Here is a 24,456-nt window from a genome sequence, read left to right as displayed (position 1 = left end):
TTTTCGGTGGCTCGTCACAAAATTGCAGGTCTATGTGATTTTTGACGGTTTGCGGCGGCAGACCGCTATTGACGATCATGTGTGTATACAGGGTCTTGACAGGTGTGCATTGGCTACTGTTCGACCGGGATTCGCTGTGGTGGTGCGGGTTTCGGCCGGCTCAAGTGGTGCGCAGGTGGGCGGTGAGTCCGTCGCGTGTGATGTTGGACACCTCCAAGGCTGTGTGGCGGGTCCATCGGGCCGTCCGACCCGGTATGGATACCCGCGATCGAGGTCCGGAAACGGCGCTGACCATACGATTTCACCCTGCGGCCATCGGGCTGTTAAGGTCTCTCTCGCGCGCCGTTAGCTCAGTTGGTAGAGCAGCTGACTCTTAATCAGCGGGTCCGGGGTTCGAAACCCTGACGGCGCACAGATGCGAAAGCCCCCTCCTTCGGGAGGGGGCTTTCGTCGTTTCGGGTTGACCCTGCGGTGCGGGTCTCCGCTACTCGGCCTTTTGCGCCTGGGTCGCAGGGTGAACGCTGGCCGTGGGTCGGCTCTGCGGTGTGGGTCTTGGCTACTCGGCTTTCTGCGCCCCAGCCGCAGGGTGAACGCCAGTCTGGTGTTGGTTCTGCGCTGAGGGCCTGCGTTACTCGGTTTTTCGCGCCGTAGGCCCAGGGTCAACGCCGCGAAGCGCAGGCCGAAGAAGGCGTCGTCGCCGAAAGCCCAAGCGGCAGAACATCATTACCTGCCAAGTAATCGACTTGCCGCGTTTCGGCCGCCAAGCTTTGAGCTGACCAACCCGACATGAAAGAGGTCAGCATGAACGACATCGTCACCGCGTACCTGAAGACCTGGAACGCCACCGACCCGACTGAACGGAAGGCGCTGCTCGACGACCACTGGACGCCCGAGGCGTCCTACACCGATCCGATGGCCGACGTCGCGGGTCACGACGCCATCTCCGGCGTGATCGGCGCGGTCCACACCCAATTCCCCGGATTCGTCTTCTCGCTCGTCAGCGGCCCGGACAGCCACCACAACCAGGCCCGCTTCCAGTGGGGCCTGGGGCCGGCGGGGGAGCAGCCGCCGATCATCGGATTCGACGTGCTGGCCACGGACGCCGACGGCCGCATCCGGTCGGTGCACGGCTTCCTGGACCAGGTGCCCTGCTGACCCTAGGAGTCGGCGCGAAGGGCTTCGGTGCGCAGGAACGTGGCCAGCCGAGCGGTCGCCAGCGCCTGCTCGGCGTCGTACTGCTCGAACGTCGCCACCACACTGAACCCGAGGCGCTCGGCCAAGCGGAGCGAGGCGCGGTTGGCGGTCTGGGTGATGATCACGACAGGTTGGTCGTCCAGCTCGCCGGCCGCGTACTCCAGCAGTAGCCGCGCGGCTTCGCTCGCATAGCCCCGACCCCACGCGTGCGGACGGAAGACGTAGCTCAGCTCGAGCTCGTCGCCGCCGGGGTCCAGATGGCCGGGCACGTCGTTGCGACGGCGACTCAGCGTCACCGTCCCAAGCATCTCGTCGGAATCCTTGGCCGTCGCGATGTAGCAGCCGGGGGCTTCCAATAACGTTGCCGCGCCGACCCCTTCGAGCACGGCGCGCACTTCGTGGACAGGTCGCGGTCCGCCCAGATACCGGCGTACCCGCTCGTCGGTCTGCGTTTCGATCAGGCCCTCGGCGTCCTCGTCGCGCGCCTTGCGAAGGCGGACTCGGGGTCCTTCGAGGCAGGACGCTCGCAACTCGATCGCATCACCCACGTGCACCACTGTGCCAGCCGGGCGCGAGACCCCCGGAAAACAAACATCGCCTCACCCGCTACGCGCAGGTGAGGCGATGTTCTACCTCGGGGTGGCTGACGGGACTCGAACCCGCGACACCCAGGATCACAACCTGGTGCTCTACCAGCTGAACTACAGCCACCATCGCTGCTTCTCAGAAGCAGCGTCGTAGATACTAACCGCTTGGGCCCGCTAAGCCGAATCGGTCTCCACGGCGTCGTTCGTCGGTGGGCCGAGTTCACCGGCGACGGCCGCGATTTCGCTGGTAGACGGGCCGGGCGCGGGCACGAACGCGGTGCCGCGGTAGTACTTCAACTCACGGATGGATTCGTGGATGTCGGCGAGGGCGCGGTGCGCCAGCCCCTTGTCGGGCTGCCCGAAATAGATGCGCGGGTACCAGCGGCGGCACAGTTCCTTGATCGAGCTGACGTCGATCATCCGGTAGTGCAGAAAGTCGTCGAGGCGGGGCATGTCGCGGGCGATGAAGCCGCGATCGGTGGCGATCGAATTGCCGGCCAGGGGAGCGGTTTTCGCCTGCCCGATGTGGCCGCGGATGTAGTCCAGCACCATCTGCTCGGCCTCTTCGAGGGTGACCGTGGAGGTCCGCACCTCGTTGATCAGGCCCGAGCGGGTGTGCATCTTCATCACCACATCAGCCATGCCGTCGAGGGCGGCGTCGTCGGTGTGGATCACCACGTCGACGCCCTCGCCGAGCACGTTCAGGTCGCTGTCAGTGACCAATGCCGCGATCTCGATGAGCCGGTCGGACTTGAGATCCAGCCCCGTCATCTCGCAGTCGATCCATACCAGTTCGTCACGCACGGTGTTCCAGACTATTCCCAGGCGTTCAACGGGGTGTCCATACCCGGCCACCAGCGACCCGACGAAGTAGGGTCAGGCGCATGACGACCGATTCGAGTGCATCCCCCGCGCAGCAGATCGCCGCTGGTTACGCCGTCACCGGCCAAGCGCTGAACCTGGGCGCGGTCGTCGTCGACGGGACCGTCGACCCCAGCGCTCAAGTCAAGATTCCGCTGGCCACCATCAACCGCCACGGCCTCATCGCGGGCGCGACCGGTACCGGTAAGACGAAGACGCTGCAGGTCATCGCCGAGCAATTGTCGACGGCCGGGGTGCCGGTCGTCATGGCCGACGTGAAGGGCGACCTGTCGGGGCTCGCGCAGCCCGGCGCGGCGGGCGACAAGACCGCCCAGCGTGCGAAAGACACCGGCGACGACTGGACGCCCACCGCCTTCCCGGTCGAGTTCCTGTCACTGGGGACGACGGGCATCGGCGTCCCGGTGCGCGCCACCGTCACCAGCTTCGGGCCCATCCTGCTGTCGAAGGTGTTGGGGCTCAACCAGACTCAGGAGTCGACGCTCGGGCTGATCTTCCACTGGGCCGACCAGAAGGGCCTGCTCCTCGATGACCTGAAGGATCTGCGCGGTGTCATCCAGTTCTTGACCAGTGATGAGGGCAAAGAGGAGCTCAAGGCACTCGGCGCGGTGTCGCCGGCCACCGCGGGCGTGATCCTGCGTGCGCTGATCAACCTGGAGGCCGAGGGCGGCGACACGTTCTTCGGATTGCCCGAGCTCAAGCCCGAGGACCTCATGCGTCTGGACCCGCAGGGCCGCGGCATCATCACGCTGCTGGAGCTGGGCAGCCAGGCCGCGCGGCCGGTGTTGTTCTCGACGTTCCTGATGTGGGTGCTGGCCGACCTGTTCTCGACGCTGCCGGAGATCGGTGACGCGGACAAGCCGAAGCTGGTCTTCTTCTTCGACGAGGCGCACCTGCTGTTCGCCGACGCGTCGAAGGCGTTCCTGGACCAGGTCGAGCAGACCGTCAAGCTGATCCGCTCCAAGGGTGTCGGCGTGTTCTTCTGCACCCAGCTGCCCACCGACATTCCCAACGACGTCCTCAGCCAGCTGGGTGCGCGCGTCCAGCACGCGATCCGGGCCTTCACCCCGGACGACCAGAAGGCTCTGACGAAGACGGTCCGGACCTACCCGAAGACGTCCGTCTACGACCTGGAGTCGGCGCTGACGTCGCTCGGGATCGGTGAGGCCGTCGTCACCGTGCTGTCCGAGGTCGGTGCGCCGACGCCGGTGGCGTGGACCCGGCTGCGCGCGCCGCGGTCGCTGATGGGCACCATCGGCCCCGACGCCATTGCTGCCGCCGCCAAGGCCAGCCCGTTGCAAGCGACCTACGGCGCGACAGTCGACCGCGACTCGGCCCACGAGCGGCTGTCTGCGCAGCCGGCGCCGGCCGGTGCGCCGCCTGCGGCTGATGCCGGCACGGCGCCCGCGCCCACCCCGGCCGAAGAGCCCGACCTCACCGCATCCGGTCGCGTCGAGGTCGAGGCAGAGGGACCCGGCATGGTGTCGGAAGTCCTGCAGAGCACCGCGTTCAAGAGCTTCCTGCGCTCGGCGGCGACCGTGGCAGGCCGCGAGATCACCCGCAGCCTGTTCGGTACGACGCGCCGGCGGTAAGTCGGTTCAGTTGGGGCGCGCCGAGAAGGACCAAATGGTCGTTGCGAAGCCGAATCAGCAGCCATTTGGTCCTTCTCGGCGCGGCGGCTGGGCCTTACGACCCGCCGAGCTTCTTATAGACCGCGCCGACGATCGGCGCGACGATCGCGCGCGGGGCGTAGCCGCTCGCGGCCGACATGGCCTTGGAGGTCAGGCCGGGCACGACGCGCATCTTGTTCTTCTCGAGGCCGTCCAGCGAAATCCGGGCGGTGTACTCGGTGTCGATCCACAGGAAGTCGGGGATCAGGCGCTCGACCAGTGACTGCTCGGACGGGTCGGGCAGCTCGGTGCGCACCGGTCCGGGCGCCAGCAGCGTGACGTTGATGCCGTGCGGCTTGAGCTCGCCGCGCAGCGACTCGCTGAAGGTGTTGGCGAACGCCTTGGACGCGGCGTAGGTCGCGTTGTTCGGGATGGGCGAGTTGCCCGCGGCCGAACCGGAGATCAGGATGCCGCCGCCCTTGCGCGCGATCATGCCGGGCAGCACGGCGAGCACCAGGTCGTGCACACCCTGCACGTTGAGCTGCACCTGGGCCTTCTCACCCTCGGCCGGCAGGTCGGCGACGGCACCGAAGGTCGCGGTGCCGGCGTTCGCGCACAGGATGGAGATGTCGCGCTGGGCGAGCTCGTCGCAGAGCTTGTCGCGGTCGGCCGGGTCGGTCAGGTCGCAGGCCCGGACCTCCACGGTGACGCCGTACTTGTCGGTGATGCGCTTGGCGACCTCGGCCAGCACCTCGCCGCGGCGCGCCGTGATGATCAGGTGGTGGCCGCGGGCGGCGAGTTCGGTGGCCAGCGCTTCACCGATGTTCTGCGAGGCGCCGGTGACGACGGCGCGGGCGTCGGGACTGGGAGCGGGTACGGACATGGGTGCAATCGTAGGGACCAATAGAGTGGCGGCATGAGCGAGGCTTGCCGAGCGAATCGACGGGCCTTGGGCAGCCACGTCCCGCCTGTCGGCCGGGGCCGCGTCGCCGCCTGGGCGCTGTGGGACTCCGGTGCCACGGGCGTGAACGCGATCGTGACGACCTTCGGTTTCAACATCTATCTCATCTCGGAGGTCGGCAAAGGCCTGCCGGGCCCGACGACGCCCGAGAGCTGGCTGGGGCGCGCGGTGCTGGTGGCGGGCATCGCGGTGGCGTTGTTGGCCCCGGTGACGGGCGTGATGGTCGACGCCGCGTACCGGCGGCGGCGGGCGCTCGCGGCGCTGACGGGCGCCGTCGTGGTGCTGACGGCGTCGATGACGTTCATCAAGCCCGACTACCACTACCTGTGGATCGGCCTGGCGTTGTTGGCCTGCACCGCGGCGTGCATGGACCTGGCGACGGTCCCGTACAACGCGATGCTGCGGCAGTTGTCGACGCCGACGACCTCGGGTCGCATCTCTGGATTCGGCTTGGCGGCAGGGTTTTTCGGCAGCGTCGTACTGCTGCTCCTGGTCTTCGTGGGTTTCAAGTCCGGTAGCGGCGACACCCTCGGCCTCCTGGGCATTCCGAACTCGGACGGCAAACCCGACCGGTACGCGGTCCTGGTGGCCGCGGCGTGGTTCGTCATCTTCGCGCTGCCGTTGCTGCTGACGGTGAAGTCGCCGCCGCACGACGGCACGCCGGCCGTCGGATTCTTCGGCGCCTACCGCAGGTTGTGGACGGAGGTCGTCGGCGAGTGGCGCCGCGACCGCAACGTCGTCTACTACCTACTCTCCAGCGCCGTCTTCCGCGACGGGCTGACGGGCATCTCGATCTTCGGACCGGTGGTGGGGGTCAGCGTCTACGGGCTCGCGCCGACGAGCGTGCCGTTGTTCGGCGCCGGTGCGTTCACCATCGCGGCACTGGGCGCGGCGCTCGGCGGCATGCTCGACGACCGGATCGGTTCCAAGCGCGTCATCGTGGGCTCACTGGCCGCGATGGTCGCCGTCGGCATCACGCTGATGTTCCTGTCCGGACCGCTCGCGTTCTGGATTTGTGGCCTGACACTGTGCCTGTTCGTCGGCCCCACGCAGTCGGCGTCGCGGAACCTGATGCTCCGCATCTCGGCGGACGGCAAGGAGGGCGTGGCCTTCGGGCTCTACACCACCACGGGCCGGGCGGCGCACGTGCTGTCGCCGTGGTTGTTCTCGATGTTCATCGACATCTTCGCGACGACGCGGGCGGGCCTGGGCGGCCTGTGCACGGTCCTGGCGATCGGGCTGGTCGGGATGATGCTGGTGAAGGTGCCGGCCCGGCGTTAGTGCCCGTGCCCGCGGCCGCGTTTGCCGGACTGCCGGCACACCGTGAGGCCCGCGCCTTCCCGCTGCTGAATCTGGGTGCCGTCGACCGAGATGGTGCACGCGATGCCGCGTCCGGCGTTGACGATGCTGACGCTGGCCGAGCGCGCGGCCGGCCGGTTCAGCTGCACTTCCTTGGTCCACGGCAGCGGCACGTTGAACTCCGTCTGCAGCACCCCGCCGGTGTCGACGTACGTGATGCTCACCGCCCGGCCGTTGCCGATCACGGCGTACAGCACGGCTTCGGTGTCGCCGCTCTCGTCGTCTGGGGGCGCTGCCGCCGCCGGTGGGCTGACGGCTTCGCTGGGCTCGGTGCTCTCGGGCGTCGTGGTGGTCGTCACAGTCGTCGACGACGACATCGGATCCTGCGTCGGGACCGGCAGCGGCGGCGGTGCGACCAGGGTCTGTTGTTCGGAACTGTTGACGATGACCAGCGCGATCACGGTGCAGAGAGCCAGGATCAGTACCGCGCCGGCCAGCGGGAACAGCCACTTGTGGCGGCGGACCTTCGGCGGTGCGGTGACACCGTAGGGATCGGTGAAGGCGTCGGTCTGGTAGCCGGCCGTCGGCATGGCCGGGAGTTTCTTGGTGGCGTCCAGCCCGTCGTCGCGCGATCCGGTCATGCCCACCTCATGTTTGCAGGGTACCTGCGGCGCGCGCCGGACCGCGGGGACGCTGCGGCGGGTTGGATCAGCGGTGCGGGGCCAGTGCCGCGACGGTCATGGCGCGCAGCACGGCGCGCGAGGATTCCTCCTGCTTGCGGGCGCCGCCCGCGGTGACACTGTGCGGCGTCGAGTTCAGGAGCCCGAATGCGGCGTGGGCCATGGTGCGGGCGTCGGCTTCGCTGCGGGACGGGTCGAGCCGGCGCAGGACGTCCACCCAGATTTCCACGTACTGGCGCTGCGAGCGGCGCACCTGCCGTTTGGCGGCGTCGGGGAGGTTGTTGAGGTCGCGGTCCTGGATCCGGATCAGGTCGGACTCGTTGAGCGCGAAGTCCAGGTGGAACTCGATGAGGCCGTTGAGTGCGTCGGCGGGATCGTCACATTCGGCGACCACGGCGCGTCCCCCCGCGTGCAGCCGGGCGCTGACACTGACCAGTAGCTCGACCAGGAGCGCTTCCTTGTTGGGGAAGTGCCGGTAGATCGCGGGCCCGCTGATGCCTGCCGCGGCGCCGATGTCCTCGAGGCGGACCGCCAGGAAGCCACGTTCGGCGATGAGTCGTTCGGCGGCGGCGACGAGTTGGCCGCGCCGGTCGGATTTGGCTCGGCTGCGCGGTGTTTCGGCGTCTGACACTGATGCCGTCATCGACACCTCCAACCCGGTCTGGACATCTCAGTTAATGAAGACTAACATCGCGTTCGGTTATTCGCCATTAACTCAAGTGAAATGGAGCGACGATGTCGCCGAGCGTTTCCCAACGGGTATCGCATCGCGAGCAGCACCTGGCGCTGGTGGCCGATCTCAAGGACAGGCTGGCCGTCGCCGCGCTGGGTGGATCGGAGCGCGCCCGCGAGCGCCACGTCGGTCGCGGCAAGCTGCTGCCGCGCGACCGGGTCAACGGGCTCCTCGATCCGGGCAGCCCGTTCCTGGAGATCGCGCCGCTGGCCGCGGGCGGCATGTACGACGACGAATGCCCGGGCGCCGGCATGATCGCCGGCATCGGCCGGGTGTCGGGTCGCGAATGCATGATCGTCGCCAACGACGCGACGGTGAAAGGTGGCACGTACTACCCGATCACGGTCAAGAAGCACCTGCGGGCGCAGGAGATCGCCAGCCAGAACCAGCTGCCGTGCGTGTACCTCGTCGACTCCGGTGGTGCGTTCCTGCCGCGCCAGGACGAGGTGTTCCCCGACCGTGAACACTTCGGCCGCATCTTCTTCAACCAGGCCAACATGTCGGCGCGGGGTATCCCGCAGATCGCCGCGGTGCTCGGCTCCTGCACCGCCGGCGGCGCGTACGTCCCCGCGATGAGCGACGAGGCCGTCATCGTCCGCAACCAGGGCACCATCTTCCTGGGCGGCCCGCCGCTGGTGAAAGCCGCGACCGGAGAGGTGGTTTCGGCCGAGGACCTCGGTGGCGGCGACCTGCACTCCAAGATCTCCGGCGTCACCGACCACCTGGCACACGACGACCGCGACGCGCTGCGCATCGTCCGCCGCATCGCCTCGACGTTCGGGCCGCGCGCGCAGGCGCCGTGGGACGTCGCCCCGGTGGTGGACGCGGTGTGCGACCAGACCGAGCTCTACGACGTCGTGCCGATCGACTCCAAGGTGCCGTACGACGTGCACGAGGTGATCACCCGCATCGTCGACGGGCCATTCCCCGGCGCTTCGCTTGCCCAAGGTGGCGAATTCACCGAATTCAAGGCCGAATACGGCACCACGCTGGTGACCGGCTTCGCCCGCATCCATGGCCACCCGGTGGGCATCATCGCCAACAACGGCGTGCTGTTCGGTGAATCCGCCCAGAAGGGCGCACATTTCATCGAACTGTGCGACAAGCGGTCGGTGCCGCTGCTGTTCCTGCAGAACATCTCCGGCTTCATGGTGGGCCGCGACTACGAGGCCGGCGGCATCGCCAAGCACGGCGCCAAGATGGTCACCGCGGTGGCCTGCGCGCGGGTGCCGAAGCTGACCGTCGTCATCGGCGGCTCGTACGGCGCCGGCAACTACTCGATGTGCGGCCGCGCGTACTCGCCACGCTTCCTGTGGATGTGGCCCAACGCCCGCATCTCGGTGATGGGCGGCGAGCAGGCCGCCTCGGTGCTGGCCACCGTGCGCGGTGACCTGACGCCGGAGGAGGAAGAGGCCATCAAGGCCCCGATCCGCCAGCAGTACGAAGATCAGGGCAACCCGTACTACTCGACGGCCCGGCTCTGGGACGACGGCGTCATCGACCCGGCTGACACCAGAACCGTGGTGGGACTGGCTCTTTCAGTTGTCGCGCAGGCTCCGCTCGAGCCTGTGTCCTACGGCGTTTTCAGGATGTGAGATGAAGACTTTCGATACGGTCCTGGTCGCCAACCGCGGCGAGATCGCGGTCCGCGTCATCCGGACGTTGCGGGCCATGGGGATTCGTTCGGTCGCGGTGTTCAGCGACGCCGATGCCGGTGCCCGGCATGTGCTCGAGGCCGACGTGGCGGTGAACATCGGCCCGGCCCCGGCCCGGCAGAGCTACCTGAGCATCGACGCCATCGTGAGCGCGGCGCGGCGCACCGGCGCGCAGGCCGTGCATCCGGGCTACGGATTCCTGTCCGAGAACGCCGAATTCGCCGCCGCACTGCACGATGCGGGCATCGTCTTCATCGGGCCGCCGGCCAAGGCCATCGGCACCATGGGCGACAAGATCACCGCCAAGGCGGCGGTGTCGGCCTTCGGGGTGCCGGTGGTTCCCGGTATCTCGCGTCCGGGCCTCACCGACGACGAGCTCATCACCGGCGCCCCCGAGGTGGGCTTCCCGGTGCTGGTGAAGCCGTCCGCCGGCGGTGGCGGCAAGGGTATGCGCGTGGTGCATTCGGCTGCCGAGCTGCCCGCCGCGCTGGCCTCGGCCCGCCGCGAGGCCGCCTCGGCATTCGGTGACGACACCCTGTTCCTGGAGCGATTCGTGTTGAACCCCAGGCACATCGAGGTCCAGGTCGTCGCGGATAGTCACGGCAACGTCGTGCATCTCGGCGAGCGCGAGTGCAGCCTGCAGCGCCGGCACCAGAAGGTCATCGAAGAGGCCCCGTCACCCGTGCTGGACGAGGCGACCCGGGCCCGCATCGGTGCGGCCGCGTGCGACACCGCCCGCAGCGTCGATTACCGCGGCGCCGGCACCGTCGAGTTCATCGTTTCCGCCGACCGGCCCGACGAGTTCTTCTTCATGGAGATGAACACCCGCCTGCAGGTGGAACACCCGGTGACGGAACTGGTCACGGGCATCGACCTGGTGGAGTTGCAGGTGCGGGTGGCCGCTGGCGAGGCACTGCCGGTGGCACAGGACGACATCACGATGACGGGCCACGCCATCGAAGCCCGCGTGTACGCCGAGGACCCGGCGCACGACTTCCTGCCCACGGGCGGCACCGTGCTGGCGCTGGCCGAGCCCGCCGACGCCCGCGTGGATTCCGGTATCCGGGCCGGCTCGGTGATCGGCAGCGACTACGACCCGATGCTGTCGAAAATCATTGCGTACGGGCCGGATCGGGAGTCGGCGCGGCGTGGCCTGGACCGGGCACTGGCCGATACCGCCGTGTTGGGTGTCGGCACCAACCTCGACTTCCTGCGTTTCCTGCTGGCTGACGAGGACGTCATCGCCGGACGCCTCGACACCGGGCTGCTGGACCGCCGCACGGGCGACTACGTCGCGGCGCAGGCCGGCGACGACGAGTTCATCGCCGCCGCCGCGTACCGCTGGCTGCACAGCTGGGCGGACGCCGGCGAACTGTGGGCCACCCCGACGGGCTGGCGGGTGGGGGAGCACGCGCCGACCACCATCCGGCTGCGGGCCGGTGACCGGACCGACCACGTCCACCTCACCGGAACGCCCGCGGCCGCCACGGCACGCATCGAAGACGGCGAACCGCTCAGCGTGACAGCGTCGTTGGACGGTGACCGGCTGATCGTCACGGTGGACGGCCTGCGCACCGAATACCTGACCGCCGTCGAGGACCACCGGCTGTGGCTGGCCGGTGCCGGCCGTACCACCGTCGTCGAGGACGTACGTGAGGCGCCGGTCCGCGCCGACGACGAACACAGTGGTGACGCCGAGATCGTCAGCCCGATGCCGGGATCCGTTGTCGCCGTGGGCGTCGAGGACGGGTCGACGGTGAGTAGTGGTGACGTCGTCGTCACCGTCGAGGCCATGAAAATGGAACACGCGTTGTCGTCGCCGGTCGACGGCACCGTGGAATTGCTTGTCGCCGTGGGCGATCAGGTCAAAGTGGGCCAGCCGCTGGCCCGGATTACCGCAGCAACCGAGGAGACCAAATGAGCGACTTCATTTCGACCGGCACCCTGCCGGACCACTACGCCGAGCTGGCCAAGACGGTTCGGGAATTCGCGCAGACGGTCGTCGCGCCGGTGGCCGCCCAGCACGACAAGGACCACACCTTCCCGTACAAGGTCATCGACGGGATGGCCGAGATGGGCCTGTTCGGCCTGCCCTTCCCCGAGGAGTACGGCGGCATGGGCGGCGACTACTTCGCCCTGTGCCTGGCCCTGGAAGAACTCGGCAAGGTGGACCAGAGCGTCGCCATCACGCTGGAGGCCGGCGTCGGCCTGGGTGCCATGCCGGTGTACCGCTTCGGCACCGAGGCGCAGAAGCAGGAATGGCTGCCGCAGCTGGCCAGCGGAAAGGCCTTGGGCGCCTTCGGTTTGACCGAGGCCGGTGGCGGCAGTGACGCCGGCGCCACCAAGACCACCGCCAAGCTGGACGGCGACAGCTGGGTGATCAACGGCTCCAAGCAGTTCATCACCAACTCCGGCACCGACATCACCAAGCTGGTGACCGTGACGGCCGTGACCGGCGAACTGCCCGGTGGGCACAAGGAGATCTCGTCGATCCTGGTTCCGGTGCCGACGCCGGGCTTCACCGCCGAACCCGCCTACGACAAGGTCGGCTGGAATGCCTCGGACACCCACCCGTTGAGCTTCGACGACGTGCGGGTGCCGGCCGAGAACCTGCTCGGTGACCGTGGCCGCGGCTACGCCAACTTCCTGCGCATCCTCGACGAGGGTCGCATCGCCATCGCCGCGCTGTCGGTCGGCGTCGCGCAGGGCTGCGTCGACGAGTGCGTGAAGTACTCGAAGGAGCGGGAAGCGTTCGGCCGCAAGATCGGTGGCTACCAGGCCATCGCCTTCAAGATCGCCCGGATGGAGGCCCGCGCCCACGTCGCCCGCACCGCGTACTACGACGCCGCCGCACTGATGCTGGCGGGCAAGCCGTTCAAGAAGGCGGCCTGCATCGCCAAGATGATCGCCAGCGAGGCCGCGATGGACAACGCCCGCGACGCGACCCAGGTGTTCGGCGGCTACGGCTTCATGAACGAGTACCCGGTGGCCCGGCACTACCGTGATTCGAAGATCCTCGAAATCGGTGAGGGCACAACGGAAGTTCAGCTGATGCTGATCGCGCGTGAGGCCGGGCTGTGACCGAGAAGCGGATCATCGAGCAGCGCGGGCTCTGGTACGAGGAGTTCCAGCCGGGCGTCATCTACCAGCACCGGCCCGGCCGCACCATCACCGAAGCCGACAACGTCCTGTTCACCACGCTGACCATGAACACGCAGGCGCTGCATCTGGACGCCGCGTTCTCCGACGCGTTGCCGCCGTTCCATGCGCGGCTGGTGAATTCGATGTTCACGCTGTCCACGCTCGTCGGGCTGTCGGTCGCCCAGCTGACGCAGGGCACGATCGTCGGAAACCTCGGTTTCTCCGACATCGCTTTCCCCAGGCCGCTTTTCCACGGCGACACGCTGTACGCGGAGTCCGAGGTGGTCGAGAAGCGCGAGTCCAAGAGCCGGCCGGGGGAGGGCATCGTCACGTTCGCCCATACCGGTCGCAACCAGCACGGTGACATCGTCGCCACGGCGACGCGCAAGACCATGGTGCGCAAGCGTCCCGCGGAGCAGCCGTCATGAGCTTGACCGCCCCGGGCCCCGGCTGGCTGTTCTGCCCGGCGGACCGTCCTGAGCGGTTCGAAAAGGCCGCCGCCGCAGCCGATGTGGTGATCCTCGACCTGGAAGACGGCTGCGCCGCGAAGGACCGGCCGGCGGCTCGCCAGGCGTTGATCGACACCCCGCTGGACCCGGCGCGCACGGTGGTGCGGCTGAACCCGTCGGACACCGCTGATCATCCGCTGGACCTGGAAGCGCTGGCGAAGACGCCGTACACCACGGTGATGCTCGCGAAAACCGAGTCCGCCGAACAAGTTCGGGCACTTGCGCCGCTCGACGTGGTGGTGCTGGTGGAGACGCCGCTCGGCGCGCTCGCCGTCACCGAGACCGCACGGGTCGACAACACGTACGCCGTCATGTGGGGCGCCGAGGACCTGTTCGCGGTGCTCGGCGGCACCGCCAACCGCTGGCCCGACGGCAGCTACCGCGACGTCGCCAAGCACGTCCGATCACAGTCGTTGTTGGCGGCCAAGGCTTTCGGCAAACTCGCGCTGGACTCGGTGTACCTGGACATCAAGAACCTCGACGGCCTGCGGGCCGAGGTCGACGACGCCGTGGCCGTCGGTTTCGACGCCAAGGTGGCCATCCACCCGACCCAGGTCGCGGTCATCCGGAACGGCTACGCGCCGACCGAGAAGGAGATCGCCTGGGCGCGTGCGGTACTCGATGCCGCGACCCGCGAGCGTGGCGTGTTCCAGTACGACGGTCTCATGGTCGACATGCCGGTGCTGCGCCGCGCCGAGCGGATCGTCGCCCTGGCGCCGTAAGATCAGCCCAGATACGGCCCGGGGTCGACGCGTCCGGCGAAACCGTTCCCGAAGTCGGGGCGCAGCGGCAGGACTTCGAAGTGCAGGTGGGGGCCGTCAGCGTCACCGGTCTGACCCGTATGCCCGATGAGCTGGCCCTTGGTCACGTGCTGGCCCTTGTTGATGACCGTGTCGCTCAGATGCGCATAGCCGGTGTACACATTGCTGTTCTTGATGAGAATGCAGATGCCGGCCGGCGTGGTCATCCATGGATGGTTCTGGCCCCACCCTTCGAACTCGATGACGCCGTCGCCGGCCGCGTAGACGGGCGTACCCGGTGACGCAGCCAGGTCGATACCGTTGTGCCCGTTCTGCCCGTACTTCCGGTAGAAGTCGGGGCGTGCGCCGAAGCCTTGATTCACATTCACCGCGTCGAGTGGCCAACGGAGCCCGGCGGATTGGGCAGCGGGCGCCGGGCTGCCGGCCTCCGGCTTGACTGCGCCGCAGTCGGCTGTCACGTCGTTCAGGGTGCCGGTCTCGATGTCGACATCGGCGACGTAGTTGTTGTCGGACGTCCGGTACCAGAGGTTGTCCCAGCCGCCGTTGGGGATGTTGAAACTGAAGAAGCCCTTGACCGCCTGGCCGCGCTTGGAGCACACCAGAGTGACCTTGTCGCCGGGGTTGTACCAACCGTTCTGCTGCGCGCTCAGACTGGCGTCGGACATGCGCTGCGTGCGGGCTTTCACCGTGGCAACGGGGTCGGCATGAGCGGGTGTAGCGAAGATCAGCGACGGCAGCGCGAGTCCGGCGACCACTCCGCACGTCAGTTTGCTAAATAGCCGTGATGGTGTCGATGAGGTCTTGCCAGTCTGGCTGGGAGTCGCCAAATATCCGGCAGCAACGTCTTTCTGACAGCTCATCGATTCCTCACTTCGGACATTAGAACTTTGCTGGTGGCAATGTTCTAGCACGCCTGGATCGTCGGTGCTGGCAAAGTGGAGGAGTTATGGGTGAACGTCGAATCAAATTCGTACGTTCGGGGGACGGCGGCAGGCCCGCTGGGCGGCAGTGACGGCTTACAGGTCCTCGACGCTGAGGATGCCGTCTTGCACGGCACGGGCGACGAGTTGGGCCTTGGTGGCCGCCGGCCGCCCCGCGGCGGCGTACTTGGCGCGGACACGTTGCAAGTGGGTCCGGACGGTGGTCGGGGCGAGATGTAGCCGCTTGGCGACGATGTCCTTGCTCTCGGTCTGGAACCAGGCCTTGAGCACTTCGCGTTCGCGCTGGGTGAGTCCGGGCCGGCCGGAGTCGGTGTCCGAGCAGATGGCCGCGGCCATGCGGGGGCCGACGTACGGCTCGTGGGTGCTGGCCGCGCGGATGGCCTCGATGAGGTGGCCCTGGCCTTCGCTCTTGGCCAGATAGGTGACCACCCCGATGGCCAGGCACCGCAGGATGACCTCGGCGTTCTCGAGGTGCGAGTAGACGATCACCGCGTGTCCCGCGTCCACGATGGCGGCGACCGCATCGAAATCAGGCTGGCGACTGCGCAGTTCGAGGTCCAGGATGACCGCGGCCAGCTGGTGGTCAGCCTTGGGGTAGACGGCCAGGAACGATTCGGCGTCGAGGTGGTCGGATGCGACGCGGATAGGTGGATCGGCCTGAGCGCACCATGCCGAGACGCCGGTGTGGATGACGTCGTGGTCATCGACAACGGCGATGGCCAGGGGCTCAGATCGGTTGGCCGGCGCGGACATGTTCGGTCGATCTTTCTGGGAGTGGGTGGCGCACGGTGATCCACACCGTGTCATCGAGGGTGGTCAGGTCGAATTCATCTTCGTCGTCGACACTGGATTTCGTCGGCAAATCGGCGTGCTGCGCGCGCTGACACATGACGCTGAGTTCGACTGCGGCCGATTCGGCCGTGACGGTGATGCGGGCCGGTGACGCGGCCGCCTGGAGAACCTGGTCGACGAGCCGGGCCAGTCGGCGGGCGGTGGGCACATCCATGGCCGGCAGCGTGCCCTGGACGTCCACGGAAATGGCGAGGCCGCGATTCTGGGCCGCGTCGATGCGTGGGCGTAATTCGCGGAGCAGGACGTGCTCGAAGCTCGCGGACTGGTCGAAAAGGGTACGCAGCCGCTGGTATTCGAGTTGTGCGCGGCGCCGCGTCTCGGCGTCGACCGGTTTTCCGTCCGCGAGGGTGCACAGCAGCGGCTGGATGGTGGCGGCGAGGTCCGCGTAGCGGCGGTCGTATTCCTCCTGCACGGCGTCGGCGATGTGTGCCGCGGCGGTCAGGCGCATGTGACTCTCGGTCTCGGCGGAAGCGGCTGCGGCAGAACGCCGGATCATGTCAGCTACGACCAGGGCGCACAGTTGGGCGACGAGCACACTCGCCGTGTCGTATCCGAGGTCGACGACGGTGTGGACCGACGGATTCCGGATGATCGCGTAGATGGCGGGAACGACCCAGCACCACACCAGAACGCCCACGGCGTAGCTGAGCCGCACGCTGAGCAGCAGCGGCAGCACACACCAGCCGATCGCGCCTTCGGCCCACTGCAACCGGGGGTCGAGGTCGTTGATCGGCATCGAGATCGACTGCACCAGAGCCACAATGACGAGCGCCATGATGCCGAAACGTGCCCGGGGATAGGTCCGGCCCATCACCCGGGGGATCGCCGACAGCGCCGCTGCCGTCGTCACGACGATGAGGGTCCATTGCAGATACGGGTACGCCGCGAACCTCAGGGATGCGGGCACCGTCACCAGCAGGTTCGCCAGCCCGTAGGCAACCAGCGCCAGTCCGTATCCCATGTGTGCCCGCTCGATGAGCCGCTCCGGGTCAGGCGCTGGGCCGGCATTGGCCGGTATTGCCGTGGGCCAACACAACTCGACTGTGGTGCCCTGCCCGGGCTGCGTGATGATCTCCGCGACGCCGCCGAGCTGCTGCATGCGGGCGATGATCGAGTCGGCGATGCCGTGTCCCCGCGTCGGTCGGGTGGGATCGAATCCGCGCCCGTCGTCGGTGATCTGGATTCGCCCGAGCTGCACGGTGATGGTGACTGCGGCGGCGCCGGAATGCCGGTCGACGTTGGTGAGGGCCTCGCGCGCGGCGGCCGCGATGGGCGCCGCCGTCGCCCCGTCCACCCACATCGCCGAGACACCGGCATAGCTCACGGGCGTCGTGGTGTGGGCGGCGTGATCACGCAGGGCGGCAACGAGATCGGCCGGCGGCGCGGGGGCGTGGGACGTCTCGGTGAACACGCGAAGGTCGCGGCGCGCCTGGGCGGCGACACGCTCGGGCGACAACGCGGCCCCGGTCCCCACCATCAGCAGGGTGGAGGCGACGGTGTCATGTAGCAGCCGCGTCTGCTCGCGGTCGTAATCGCGCACCGCGGCGTTGACTTTCTGGCGGAGCTCGACGGCGAGCCGCTCGGCGCGCGCCGCATCGACTTTCTCGGCCACGCGCACCGTCAAGATGCGGATCAACGTCGACGCCACCCACAGCAAGGCGAAGTAGTAGACGTTGACCCACTGGTCGGTGTCGTGCACACCGCCGACCGGCGCCGCGCCGGCCGCGACCGCGGCCACGACGCCCGCGGCCATCGCCGCGTTCAGTAGCGGTTCGAACACCGTGAAGCTCGCGATGGCCGTACCGCCGATCGCGATCGGCGCGCAGGTCGGCGGACACACCTGGTCGTCGGCTGCCGCGAGGGGGAGGACCAGGCAGGCGGCGATCGTGACGGCGTAGTCGATCGCGATGATGCGCGGCGTCGCGGAGCGGGTCAGCAGCCGGTACAGCGACCAGGCGCCCGCCAGGCCGGCGAAGGCGACGCCGGCCAGGCTGATGCGCGGCGCCGAGACCAGCACCACGGCGTACACCACCAATGCCCCGCCGTGCCGCATGAACAGGCTGATGAGCATCGTGTGCGCGAGGAAGTTGCGACGTGCTGCGCCTGTACCGGTGTCGAACATGATGAGACTGACGTACGCGTGTGGTCAGGGGGCGGGCACGGATGACGCTCGGGCGACGTTGGGGCCGGCGCGGTTCGGACGTCTCATCGGTTTCTCGCTTCTGGCACTGCCACGTTGATGATGCGATGGTTTTAGCACGCGGCAACGACAGACTCCGGGCCGATTCGCGTGTCACCAGCGCAAATAACAATGAATTCATACGTTCGGGCTACAAGTTGGCCGTATTGCCGCCGACTGTGCCGGCCGGCCCGACACGTCTTCAGTCTGTTACCTGCGATAACCGCGGCCGGATGGCCTTCGAGCGCATAATGGCGGTGATGCCCCAGCACTGCGGCGAGCAGAGCGGATCATCCGACTGGTGCCACACCCCGGCATCGGCCGGCGACCCTCACCACCTGAGGGGTTGCCCTGGTCGCCACCGCGCTGAGCTTCTCGCGGACTGACGGCCGAACATGCCGTCACCGAAAGGAGGCGGTATGGCTGACGTGACGGTCCCCGGCCTGGACAACTGGGTGGACCTTGAACCCGTGCAACTCGTCGCGCCCGACGGCGCGGCCACCTCCGACGTGCGCTATCGCCGCGACCTGCCGCCCGAAACGCTGGGCTGGCTGTACGAGGAGATGGTTGTCACCCGCGACCTCGACGTCGAATTCGTGAATCTGCAGCGGCAGGGTGAACTCGCGCTGTTCGCCTCGTGCCGCGGCCAGGAAGCCGCACAGGTGGGCGCGGCAGCCTGTCTGCGCAAGACCGACTGGCTGTTCCCGCAGTACCGGGAACTCGGCGCCCTGCTGGTTCGCGGCATCACGCCGGCTCAGATCAGCGCGGTGTGGCGGGGCCGCTGGCACGGTGGCCTCGGATTCACCGAAAAACACTGTGCGCCATTGTCGATCGATATCGGCTCACATGGCCTGCACGCGGTCGGCGCGGCGATGGCGGCGCAGCGGCTCGGGGAGGACTCGGTGACCGTGGCGTTCATCGGCGATGGCGGCACGTCCGAAGGTGACATGCACGAAGCGCTCAACTTCGCGGCCGTCACGTCGGCGCCGTGTGTGTTCTTCGTCCAGAACAATCAGTGGGCCATCTCGGTACCGGTGCGCCATCAGCAGGCGGGACCGTCGATCGCGCACCGCGCCATCGGCTACGGCATGCCCGGCATCCGGGTCGACGGCAACGACGTGCTGGCCTGCTACGCGGTGATGTCCGAGGCGGCGCAGCGCGCCCGCGGGGGCGACGGGCCGACGCTGATCGAGGCCGTCACCTACCGGATGGGGCCGCACACCACGTCCGATGATCCGACCCGCTACCGCGACCCGGATGAGCTGAAGCACTGGGAGGCACGCGATCCCATCACGCGCTACCGGACGTACCTGGAGCAGACCGGGGTGTGGACGCCCCGGCTGCAGCAGCACGTCGAGAACCGCTCCCGGCGGCTCCGCGCCGAACTGCGCGAGACGGTGCTGACGGCGCCGGATTTCGACGTCGCGGACATGTTCGACAACGTCTACGCCGACATCACACCCGAGCTGGCCCGGCAGCGTGACGCGTTGCTGGCCGAATTGGATTGGGAGGGTTGACATGACGCAGCTCATCGAGCGACCGCCGTGGTCCGGCGACGCGGAGCCCGACGAGCCGGGACGGCCGGCGGGGAAAATCGCCGCGGTCACCACAGTGTCGATGGTGCAGGCCATCAACCGCGCGCTCCGTGACGCGATGGCGGCCGACGACCGGGTGCTGGTGTTCGGTGAGGACGTCGCACAGCTGGGCGGGGTCTTCCGCGTCACCGACGGCCTGCACGAAACCTTCGGGGAAGCAAGGTGTTTCGATACACCGCTGGCGGAGTCGGCCATCGTCGGCATCGCGATCGGCATGGCGATCCGTGGCCTGGTGCCGGTACCCGAGATTCAGTTCGACGGATTCGCGGCCCCGGCGTTCGACCAGATCGTCAGCCACCTCGCGAAGTACCGGATGCGTACCCATGGCGATGTCGACATGCCGGTGACCATCCGCATCCCGTCGTTCGGCGGTATCGGTGCGGTGGAACATCATTCTGAGTCGACCGAGTCGTACTGGCTGCACACTGCCGGGCTGAAGGTCGTCATCCCGTCGACGCCGTCGGACGCGTATTGGCTGCTGCGTGAGGCCATCTCGTCCCGTGACCCGGTGATCTTCCTCGAGCCCAAACGCCGGTACTGGACCAAGGGCGAGCTCGACACCGGTGTCCCCGCGTTGCCGATCGGTCGGGCCGCGGTGCGGCGCACCGGGCGCGACGTCACCGTCATCACGTACGGCTCGCTGGTCGACACCGCATTGGCCGCAGCGGATCTCGCGGACGGCCACGACCTGGAGGTCATCGACCTGCGGTCGCTGAACCCGCTCGACTTCGACACCGTCGCGGCGTCGATCCGCAAGACCGGACGCGCGGTGATCATGCACGAGGGGCCGCGCACCCTGGGGTTCGGCGCCGAACTGGCCGCCCGGATCTCCGAAGAACTCTTCTATGACCTGGAGGCACCCGTGTTGCGCGCCACCGGCTTTGACACGCCCTATCCGCCCGCCCGGCTGGAGAAGCTCTGGCTACCCGGTGTCGACCGCCTGCTCGACTGCGTGCACAAGGCGATGAGCCAGCCATGACCGCGAGGCGGGACTTCCTGGTGCCTGACCTGGGCGAGGGATTGGAAGACGCCACCATCACGTCGTGGGCCGTGGCGGTGGGAGACACCGTCGAACTCAATCAGGTGTTGTGCACCGTCGAGACCAACAAGGCGGCCGTGGAGATTCCCAGCCCGTACGCCGGCGTGGTGACCGAACTCGGTGGGACAGAAGGGCAGACGCTCGCGGTGGGTGCCGTGCTGGTCCGCATCGCCACCGACGCCCCGGCGGCGGCAGAACCCGCCGAGCCGAAAGTCGAAGAGCCGAAAGCTGGGCAGCCGCATGCTGACGAGCCGAAACGCAAACCCGTGCTCGTGGGGTACGGCGCGGACGCCGATCTCGATACCACCCGCCGCCGGCCCCGGGCCAAACCGCGGGTGCGCAAACTCGCGGCCGACCTGAACGTCGACTTGACCGGGGTGGCGCCGTCGGGCCCGAACGGCATCGTCACGCGCCAGGACGTGCTGGCCTCGGCGCACCAGACCGGCGACACCGACCTCGTTCCCGTCAGCGGCGTGCAGGCCGAGATGGCGCGCCGGATGTCGGTGTCACGCAAGGAGATACCGGACGCACACGCGTCGGTTCAGGTGGACTGCGCCGAGTTGCTCCGGGTACGCGACACCCTGGCCGGGGCCGACGCCACCGTCACGCCGTTCGTGCTGACGCTGCGGCTGCTGACCATCGCGCTGCGGCACCACCGAGAGTTCAACGCCACCTGGGTGCCCGCCGAACACGGCGCGAGCGTTCACCTCCACGAATCGGTGCACCTCGGCATCGGCGTCGCGACATCGCGTGGGCTGCTGGTGCCGGTGGTCCGGGACGCCGAGCGCCTCTCCACCCGGGACCTGGCCTGGGCGGTGGACGGGCTGATTCGCTCCGCCCGGGACGGCACGCTGAAACCCGTTGAACTGCACGGCTCGACGTTCACCGTGTCGAACTTCGGGGCGCTGGGCCTCGACGAGGGCGTCCCCGTCATCAACTATCCGGAGGCGGCGATCCTCGGGATGGGCACACTCAAACCCCGGGCCGTCGTGCGCGACGGCGAGGTGGTGGCACGGCCGACCATGACACTCACCTGCGCCTTCGACCACCGCATCGCCGACGGCGCCGGGGCGGCCGCTTTCCTCGGCGAACTGCGGGCGCTCATCGAGGCGCCCGAACTGGCGCTGCTCGACGCGTAGTGGTCAGCGCTGCTTGGCAGCGGCCAGTCGGGCGGCGAATTCCGGTGACTCGATCGACGCGGCCTGCGGGACGATCTCGATGTCGACCGCCTTCGCGTGCTGCTCCTTGTCCAGAACACCGGGATGGTCGGTCGCGCGCATCGATGCCTTGGTCGCCAACACCACCTCGCGGGGCGCCGCGGCGGGACCGGCGGCCAGTGCCAATGCCGCGGCGACGGGGTCGTCGGCAACCTCCAGCGCCAGGCCGTGCCGGACGGCGGCGTCGGCGTCGAACTTCATGCCGAACAACAGCGCCGCGCGCGCCGCCTGCGGGCCGATGGCGCGCTGCAGCATCCAGGTCGCGCCGCCGCCCGGGTGAATCCCGAGCTTCTGGAACCGTGGGTCGAAGACCGCTCCGGGTCCGGCGATCCGGACGTCGGCGGCGAGCGCGAGGTTGAGCCCCGCCCCGACGGCCGGGCCGTTCACCGCGGCGATGGTCGGCAGCGTGCAGTCGGCCACCGCGAGGAAACCGTCGTAGATGACTCGCAGTCCGTTGACCGTCGCGGCACCGAGCGCGGTCAGGTCGGCGCCCGCGCAGAACGCCTTGCCGGCGCCGGTCACGACCACGGCGTGCACGCTGTGATCGGCCTCAGCGGCGTTGATCGCGGCCCGCAGGCCGGCGGACATCTCCGCGGTCACCGCGTTGCGGCGGTCGGGATCGTTCACCGTGATGAGTGCGACGCGGTCGATGACCTGCGTCAGTACGAGATCGGACACCACCTCAGCCTATGGCTTGTGTTTCGACTCACGTGAGTCAAAACCTTTACCCGAGGTCGTATCTGCGAAACAACTGTGTGATTCCTTTGGCTGTGCATGTTGAGAGGCGTTCGGAGTTCATGTTGAAGCGTTTTGCTGTGGTTGCTGCTGTGGGCATGTTGCTCCCGTTCGGGGCAGCGACCGCTGCGTACGCCGACCCCGCGCCCGCCGGTGACGAGGGCCCGCCGCCGGACACCGGTGTGGTGGCCTCGGAAGAACCGGCGACGGTGACGACGCCCGACGGCTGGACGCTCACCGTGGTGGCCAAGAATGAGACCGAACTGCCCGTCGCACCACTCACGACCGCGGTCAGCTCGCGTGAATACCTGGTGGGCGGCACGTTCACCGGGACGGTGACGGGCAAGGGCAAGACCACCCTCAACGGCGGCACACTCGAGGCCGGCTACCAGATCGGCTGCGGCATCGAGCTGGGCCAGGTGCGTCTGGTCGGGTCGATCGGTATCGCCACGTCGGGATCGACGCTGGCCGGCCTGCTGCCCACCGGCGTGAGCGTGCCGATGTCGGGCACCGTGGAAATCCACCCGAAGCCGGGCACCGTGACCCAGGTCCCCGTCGACAAGAAGTCCTTCAAGTCGGCGCCCGTGCGCATCACGCTCAAGGACACGCACGTCAAGGTCGACGGCTGCGTCGGCCAGTCGTTCCTGCGGTCCTACGCGGTGCTGACCAGCTCCACCACAGACACCGACGACATCGTCGCCTACTACGGCGTCACGAAGTCCGTCTGATCCGACCCGCACGCCGTTTCGGCGCGCGGAGCACCCCCGACCGGGCACAATGCCCGGGTCCGTAGAAGGGGGAGCATGAGCGACGACGCCGAATCGCCGGCAATGCGGCAGCGCGTCGAAGACCGCTACCGACGGCTGGCCGAGCTGCGCCAGCTGCGGCCCATCGTCGCCGTCGTGAACCGCTTCAACGAGATCGACGGCGGCACGCTGGGCACGGTGGTGTCGGTGCAGCTGTTCACCACGGTCATCCCGCTGGCGATCATCGGGTTCAGCTACCTCACCGGGTTCGCCGACAGCGCAAGCCCCGGCGTCGTGGTGAGCCGGCAACTCGGACTGGCCTACCCACTGACCGACCACGTGCGGGCCGCGTTCGGCCGGGCGTCGGGCCTCCGATCCAACTGGACGTTCTTCGGCGTCGCGAGCTTCCTGGTGTGGGGCATCCCGATGTCGATGACCATCGCCGGCATCTTTGCCAAGGCCTGGCGCCGCGAACCGTTCGGCTGGGGCGGCAAGCTGTGGCGCGGCGTGACGTGGTTCGTCCTGTATCTGACGATGATCGGAGTGCGCGAACGGATCGCGTTCGGCGCTGAGCACCACGGGTGGAGCCAGATCCTGCTCTTCGCGGTGTCGCTGATCCCGGTCTGGATCTTCTGGACGATCACCCCCGCGCTCCTGGTTCGCGACGGCGGCCGCGCCTGGCGCGCGCTCTTGCTCGCGGGCTTGGCGGGCGTCGTCATCGAGGGCACCATCCTGCCGCTGGCGGCCCGGATGATCTTCCCGCCGCTGCTGCGCGGGTGGGATGACTTCGGGCCCATCGGCGTCGCGATGGCGCTGCTCACCTGGTGTGGGATCAGCGGCGCCGGCTGGGTGGTGACGGCGTGCGTCGGCGCGGTCTTGTGGGAGCGGACGGCACCGTCGCAGACGGTCATCGAGGCCGAGACGGACGCAGACGACGAGCTGGTGCGGCCGCACCAGCAAAAAGCGCCCCCGGCAGGAATCGAACCTGCGACCTAGAGATTAGAAGGCTCTTGCTCTATCCAACTGAGCTACGGAGGCAACGCGCTGGAAGTCTATCCCGACGCCTCCGCGCAGTGGCCATGGCAACAGCCGTATTGCCCGCGCTGTGTCCGGCGGCGGACTAGCGTTAGGGTCCAGCGCTGG

Annotated in this window: 22 protein-coding genes and 3 tRNA genes; 14 read left to right on the top strand and 11 right to left on the bottom strand. The window is 68.2% G+C overall.

Going from position 1 to position 24,456, the window contains the following annotated elements:
* The first annotated feature begins 339 nt into the window (after positions 1–339).
* Both H289_RS0118320 and H289_RS0118315 read left to right on the top strand, forming a co-directional pair.
* A tRNA-Lys gene (locus tag H289_RS0118320) sits at positions 340–412 on the top strand.
* Between the two features lie 389 nt (positions 413–801).
* Complete coding sequence (locus H289_RS0118315) at positions 802–1,155, top strand: nuclear transport factor 2 family protein (protein ID WP_029105407.1); 354 nt, start codon at positions 802–804, stop codon at positions 1,153–1,155.
* Between the two features lie 2 nt (positions 1,156–1,157).
* Here the strand turns inward: H289_RS0118315 and H289_RS0118310 are convergent, their stop codons facing one another.
* From H289_RS0118310 to orn, 3 genes are all read right to left on the bottom strand, one after another.
* On the bottom strand, positions 1,158–1,742 hold the full coding sequence (locus tag H289_RS0118310) for a GNAT family N-acetyltransferase (RefSeq protein WP_225433747.1): 585 nt from the start codon (positions 1,740–1,742) through the stop codon (positions 1,158–1,160).
* Between the two features lie 90 nt (positions 1,743–1,832).
* Positions 1,833–1,905 (bottom strand) — tRNA-His (locus tag H289_RS0118305).
* A gap of 50 nt (positions 1,906–1,955) precedes the next feature.
* Complete coding sequence (orn, locus tag H289_RS0118300; RefSeq protein WP_020102265.1) at positions 1,956–2,585, bottom strand: oligoribonuclease; 630 nt, start codon at positions 2,583–2,585, stop codon at positions 1,956–1,958.
* Between the two features lie 80 nt (positions 2,586–2,665).
* Between orn and H289_RS0118295 the strand changes: the two genes are divergently transcribed.
* Positions 2,666–4,252 carry a helicase HerA-like domain-containing protein gene (locus H289_RS0118295; protein WP_020102264.1) on the top strand — a complete coding sequence of 529 codons (1,587 nt, stop codon included), beginning with the start codon at positions 2,666–2,668 and terminating at the stop codon, positions 4,250–4,252.
* A gap of 94 nt (positions 4,253–4,346) precedes the next feature.
* Here the strand turns inward: H289_RS0118295 and cmrA are convergent, their stop codons facing one another.
* Positions 4,347–5,153 carry a mycolate reductase gene (gene cmrA / locus H289_RS0118290; protein ID WP_020102263.1) on the bottom strand — a complete coding sequence of 269 codons (807 nt, stop codon included), beginning with the start codon at positions 5,151–5,153 and terminating at the stop codon, positions 4,347–4,349.
* A 33-nt stretch (positions 5,154–5,186) separates the two neighbouring features.
* Here cmrA and H289_RS0118285 point away from each other — a divergent pair, with 33 nt between their 5' ends.
* Positions 5,187–6,512 carry an MFS transporter gene (locus H289_RS0118285; RefSeq protein WP_051128524.1) on the top strand — a complete coding sequence of 442 codons (1,326 nt, stop codon included), beginning with the start codon at positions 5,187–5,189 and terminating at the stop codon, positions 6,510–6,512.
* Here H289_RS0118285 and H289_RS30795 read toward each other — a convergent pair.
* Both H289_RS30795 and H289_RS0118275 read right to left on the bottom strand, forming a co-directional pair.
* Entirely contained in the window at positions 6,509–7,171 is a 663-nt protein-coding gene (locus tag H289_RS30795; RefSeq protein ID WP_081633474.1) for an MmpS family transport accessory protein, read from the bottom strand. The genes H289_RS0118285 and H289_RS30795 overlap by 4 nt on opposite strands.
* A gap of 67 nt (positions 7,172–7,238) precedes the next feature.
* Complete coding sequence (locus H289_RS0118275) at positions 7,239–7,853, bottom strand: SACE_7040 family transcriptional regulator (RefSeq protein WP_036420852.1); 615 nt, start codon at positions 7,851–7,853, stop codon at positions 7,239–7,241.
* A gap of 92 nt (positions 7,854–7,945) precedes the next feature.
* Between H289_RS0118275 and H289_RS0118270 the strand changes: the two genes are divergently transcribed.
* Genes H289_RS0118270 through H289_RS0118250 form a run of 5 tightly spaced genes read left to right on the top strand, consistent with a single transcriptional unit; the run spans position 7,946 to position 13,970 of the window.
* A complete protein-coding gene (locus H289_RS0118270) occupies positions 7,946–9,538 on the top strand; it encodes a carboxyl transferase domain-containing protein (protein ID WP_020102259.1) in 1,593 nt (530 codons plus the stop codon).
* 1 nt (position 9,539) lies between these two features.
* Positions 9,540–11,519, top strand: a complete 1,980-nt coding sequence (locus H289_RS0118265) for an acetyl-CoA carboxylase biotin carboxylase subunit (protein ID WP_020102258.1) — start codon at positions 9,540–9,542, stop codon at positions 11,517–11,519.
* Positions 11,516–12,679, top strand: coding sequence for an acyl-CoA dehydrogenase family protein (locus H289_RS0118260; protein ID WP_020102257.1), 1,164 nt, complete (start codon positions 11,516–11,518; stop codon positions 12,677–12,679). The genes H289_RS0118265 and H289_RS0118260 overlap by 4 nt, the downstream gene beginning before the upstream one ends.
* Positions 12,676–13,167: a MaoC family dehydratase gene (locus tag H289_RS0118255; RefSeq protein WP_020102256.1), complete on the top strand. Its 492-nt coding sequence runs from the start codon at positions 12,676–12,678 to the stop codon at positions 13,165–13,167. The genes H289_RS0118260 and H289_RS0118255 overlap by 4 nt, the downstream gene beginning before the upstream one ends.
* Positions 13,164–13,970 carry an HpcH/HpaI aldolase/citrate lyase family protein gene (locus H289_RS0118250; RefSeq protein ID WP_020102255.1) on the top strand — a complete coding sequence of 269 codons (807 nt, stop codon included), beginning with the start codon at positions 13,164–13,166 and terminating at the stop codon, positions 13,968–13,970. Before H289_RS0118255 ends, H289_RS0118250 begins: the two co-directional genes overlap by 4 nt.
* A gap of 2 nt (positions 13,971–13,972) precedes the next feature.
* Here the strand turns inward: H289_RS0118250 and H289_RS31940 are convergent, their stop codons facing one another.
* The 3 genes from H289_RS31940 to H289_RS31935 form a co-directional block, all read right to left on the bottom strand.
* Positions 13,973–14,764, bottom strand: coding sequence for a M23 family metallopeptidase (locus H289_RS31940; protein WP_020102254.1), 792 nt, complete (start codon positions 14,762–14,764; stop codon positions 13,973–13,975).
* A 261-nt stretch (positions 14,765–15,025) separates the two neighbouring features.
* Positions 15,026–15,703 carry a response regulator transcription factor gene (locus H289_RS0118240; protein WP_020102253.1) on the bottom strand — a complete coding sequence of 226 codons (678 nt, stop codon included), beginning with the start codon at positions 15,701–15,703 and terminating at the stop codon, positions 15,026–15,028.
* The gene (locus H289_RS31935) at positions 15,678–17,924 is read right to left on the bottom strand and encodes a sensor histidine kinase (protein ID WP_020102252.1); all 2,247 of its coding nucleotides are present in this window, start codon (positions 17,922–17,924) and stop codon (positions 15,678–15,680) included. The genes H289_RS0118240 and H289_RS31935 overlap by 26 nt, the downstream gene beginning before the upstream one ends.
* Positions 17,925–18,400: 476 nt before the next feature.
* Between H289_RS31935 and pdhA the strand changes: the two genes are divergently transcribed.
* The 3 genes from pdhA to H289_RS0118220 are packed head-to-tail and all read left to right on the top strand — an operon-like array spanning position 18,401 to position 21,754.
* Positions 18,401–19,498: a pyruvate dehydrogenase (acetyl-transferring) E1 component subunit alpha gene (gene pdhA, locus H289_RS0118230; protein ID WP_020102251.1), complete on the top strand. Its 1,098-nt coding sequence runs from the start codon at positions 18,401–18,403 to the stop codon at positions 19,496–19,498.
* A 1-nt stretch (position 19,499) separates the two neighbouring features.
* On the top strand, positions 19,500–20,555 hold the full coding sequence (locus H289_RS0118225; protein ID WP_020102250.1) for an alpha-ketoacid dehydrogenase subunit beta: 1,056 nt from the start codon (positions 19,500–19,502) through the stop codon (positions 20,553–20,555).
* Positions 20,552–21,754 (top strand): dihydrolipoamide acetyltransferase family protein, encoded by a 1,203-nt coding sequence (locus H289_RS0118220; protein ID WP_020102249.1) that lies wholly within the window; start codon positions 20,552–20,554, stop codon positions 21,752–21,754. Before H289_RS0118225 ends, H289_RS0118220 begins: the two co-directional genes overlap by 4 nt.
* A gap of 3 nt (positions 21,755–21,757) precedes the next feature.
* Here the strand turns inward: H289_RS0118220 and H289_RS0118215 are convergent, their stop codons facing one another.
* Entirely contained in the window at positions 21,758–22,510 is a 753-nt protein-coding gene (locus H289_RS0118215) for an enoyl-CoA hydratase (RefSeq protein ID WP_029105404.1), read from the bottom strand.
* A 119-nt stretch (positions 22,511–22,629) separates the two neighbouring features.
* Here H289_RS0118215 and H289_RS0118210 point away from each other — a divergent pair, with 119 nt between their 5' ends.
* Both H289_RS0118210 and H289_RS31930 read left to right on the top strand, forming a co-directional pair.
* The gene (locus H289_RS0118210) at positions 22,630–23,295 is read left to right on the top strand and encodes an MspA family porin (RefSeq protein ID WP_029105403.1); all 666 of its coding nucleotides are present in this window, start codon (positions 22,630–22,632) and stop codon (positions 23,293–23,295) included.
* A gap of 75 nt (positions 23,296–23,370) precedes the next feature.
* Complete coding sequence (locus tag H289_RS31930) at positions 23,371–24,309, top strand: hypothetical protein (protein ID WP_051128530.1); 939 nt, start codon at positions 23,371–23,373, stop codon at positions 24,307–24,309.
* On the opposite strand, the gene H289_RS0118195 is transcribed toward H289_RS31930, so the two are convergent.
* Positions 24,278–24,351 (bottom strand) — tRNA-Arg (locus tag H289_RS0118195). The two genes, H289_RS31930 and H289_RS0118195, sit on opposite strands and share 32 nt — an antisense overlap.
* Positions 24,352–24,456: the final 105 nt, after the last annotated feature.

It is taken from the genome of Mycobacterium sp. 360MFTsu5.1 (assembly GCF_000383495.1).
GTDB classification, from domain to species: Bacteria; Actinomycetota; Actinomycetes; order Mycobacteriales; family Mycobacteriaceae; genus Mycobacterium; species Mycobacterium mucogenicum_B.
Note: the sequence above shows the minus strand (reverse complement) of the source record. Positions and strands in the feature narration are given on the sequence as shown.

Excerpts from the sequence above, each read along its gene's own strand:
- H289_RS31930 (WP_051128530.1), top strand. The coding sequence starts at position 23,371 with ATGAGCGACGACGCCGAATCGCCGGCAATGCGGCAGCGCGTCGAAGAC.
- H289_RS0118220 (WP_020102249.1), top strand. The coding sequence starts at position 20,552 with ATGACCGCGAGGCGGGACTTCCTGGTGCCTGACCTGGGCGAGGGATTG.
- H289_RS0118275 (WP_036420852.1), bottom strand. The coding sequence starts at position 7,853 with ATGACGGCATCAGTGTCAGACGCCGAAACACCGCGCAGCCGAGCCAAA.
- H289_RS0118315 (WP_029105407.1), top strand. The coding sequence starts at position 802 with ATGAACGACATCGTCACCGCGTACCTGAAGACCTGGAACGCCACCGAC.
- H289_RS0118250 (WP_020102255.1), top strand. The coding sequence starts at position 13,164 with ATGAGCTTGACCGCCCCGGGCCCCGGCTGGCTGTTCTGCCCGGCGGAC.
- H289_RS0118295 (WP_020102264.1), top strand. The coding sequence starts at position 2,666 with ATGACGACCGATTCGAGTGCATCCCCCGCGCAGCAGATCGCCGCTGGT.
- H289_RS0118210 (WP_029105403.1), top strand. The coding sequence starts at position 22,630 with ATGTTGAAGCGTTTTGCTGTGGTTGCTGCTGTGGGCATGTTGCTCCCG.
- pdhA (WP_020102251.1), top strand. The coding sequence starts at position 18,401 with ATGGCTGACGTGACGGTCCCCGGCCTGGACAACTGGGTGGACCTTGAA.
- H289_RS0118260 (WP_020102257.1), top strand. The coding sequence starts at position 11,516 with ATGAGCGACTTCATTTCGACCGGCACCCTGCCGGACCACTACGCCGAG.
- H289_RS0118225 (WP_020102250.1), top strand. The coding sequence starts at position 19,500 with ATGACGCAGCTCATCGAGCGACCGCCGTGGTCCGGCGACGCGGAGCCC.
- cmrA (WP_020102263.1), bottom strand. The coding sequence starts at position 5,153 with ATGTCCGTACCCGCTCCCAGTCCCGACGCCCGCGCCGTCGTCACCGGC.
- H289_RS30795 (WP_081633474.1), bottom strand. The coding sequence starts at position 7,171 with ATGACCGGATCGCGCGACGACGGGCTGGACGCCACCAAGAAACTCCCG.
- H289_RS0118285 (WP_051128524.1), top strand. The coding sequence starts at position 5,187 with ATGAGCGAGGCTTGCCGAGCGAATCGACGGGCCTTGGGCAGCCACGTC.
- H289_RS31935 (WP_020102252.1), bottom strand. The coding sequence starts at position 17,924 with ATGTTCGACACCGGTACAGGCGCAGCACGTCGCAACTTCCTCGCGCAC.
- H289_RS0118265 (WP_020102258.1), top strand. The coding sequence starts at position 9,540 with ATGAAGACTTTCGATACGGTCCTGGTCGCCAACCGCGGCGAGATCGCG.
- H289_RS0118270 (WP_020102259.1), top strand. The coding sequence starts at position 7,946 with ATGTCGCCGAGCGTTTCCCAACGGGTATCGCATCGCGAGCAGCACCTG.
- H289_RS0118240 (WP_020102253.1), bottom strand. The coding sequence starts at position 15,703 with ATGTCCGCGCCGGCCAACCGATCTGAGCCCCTGGCCATCGCCGTTGTC.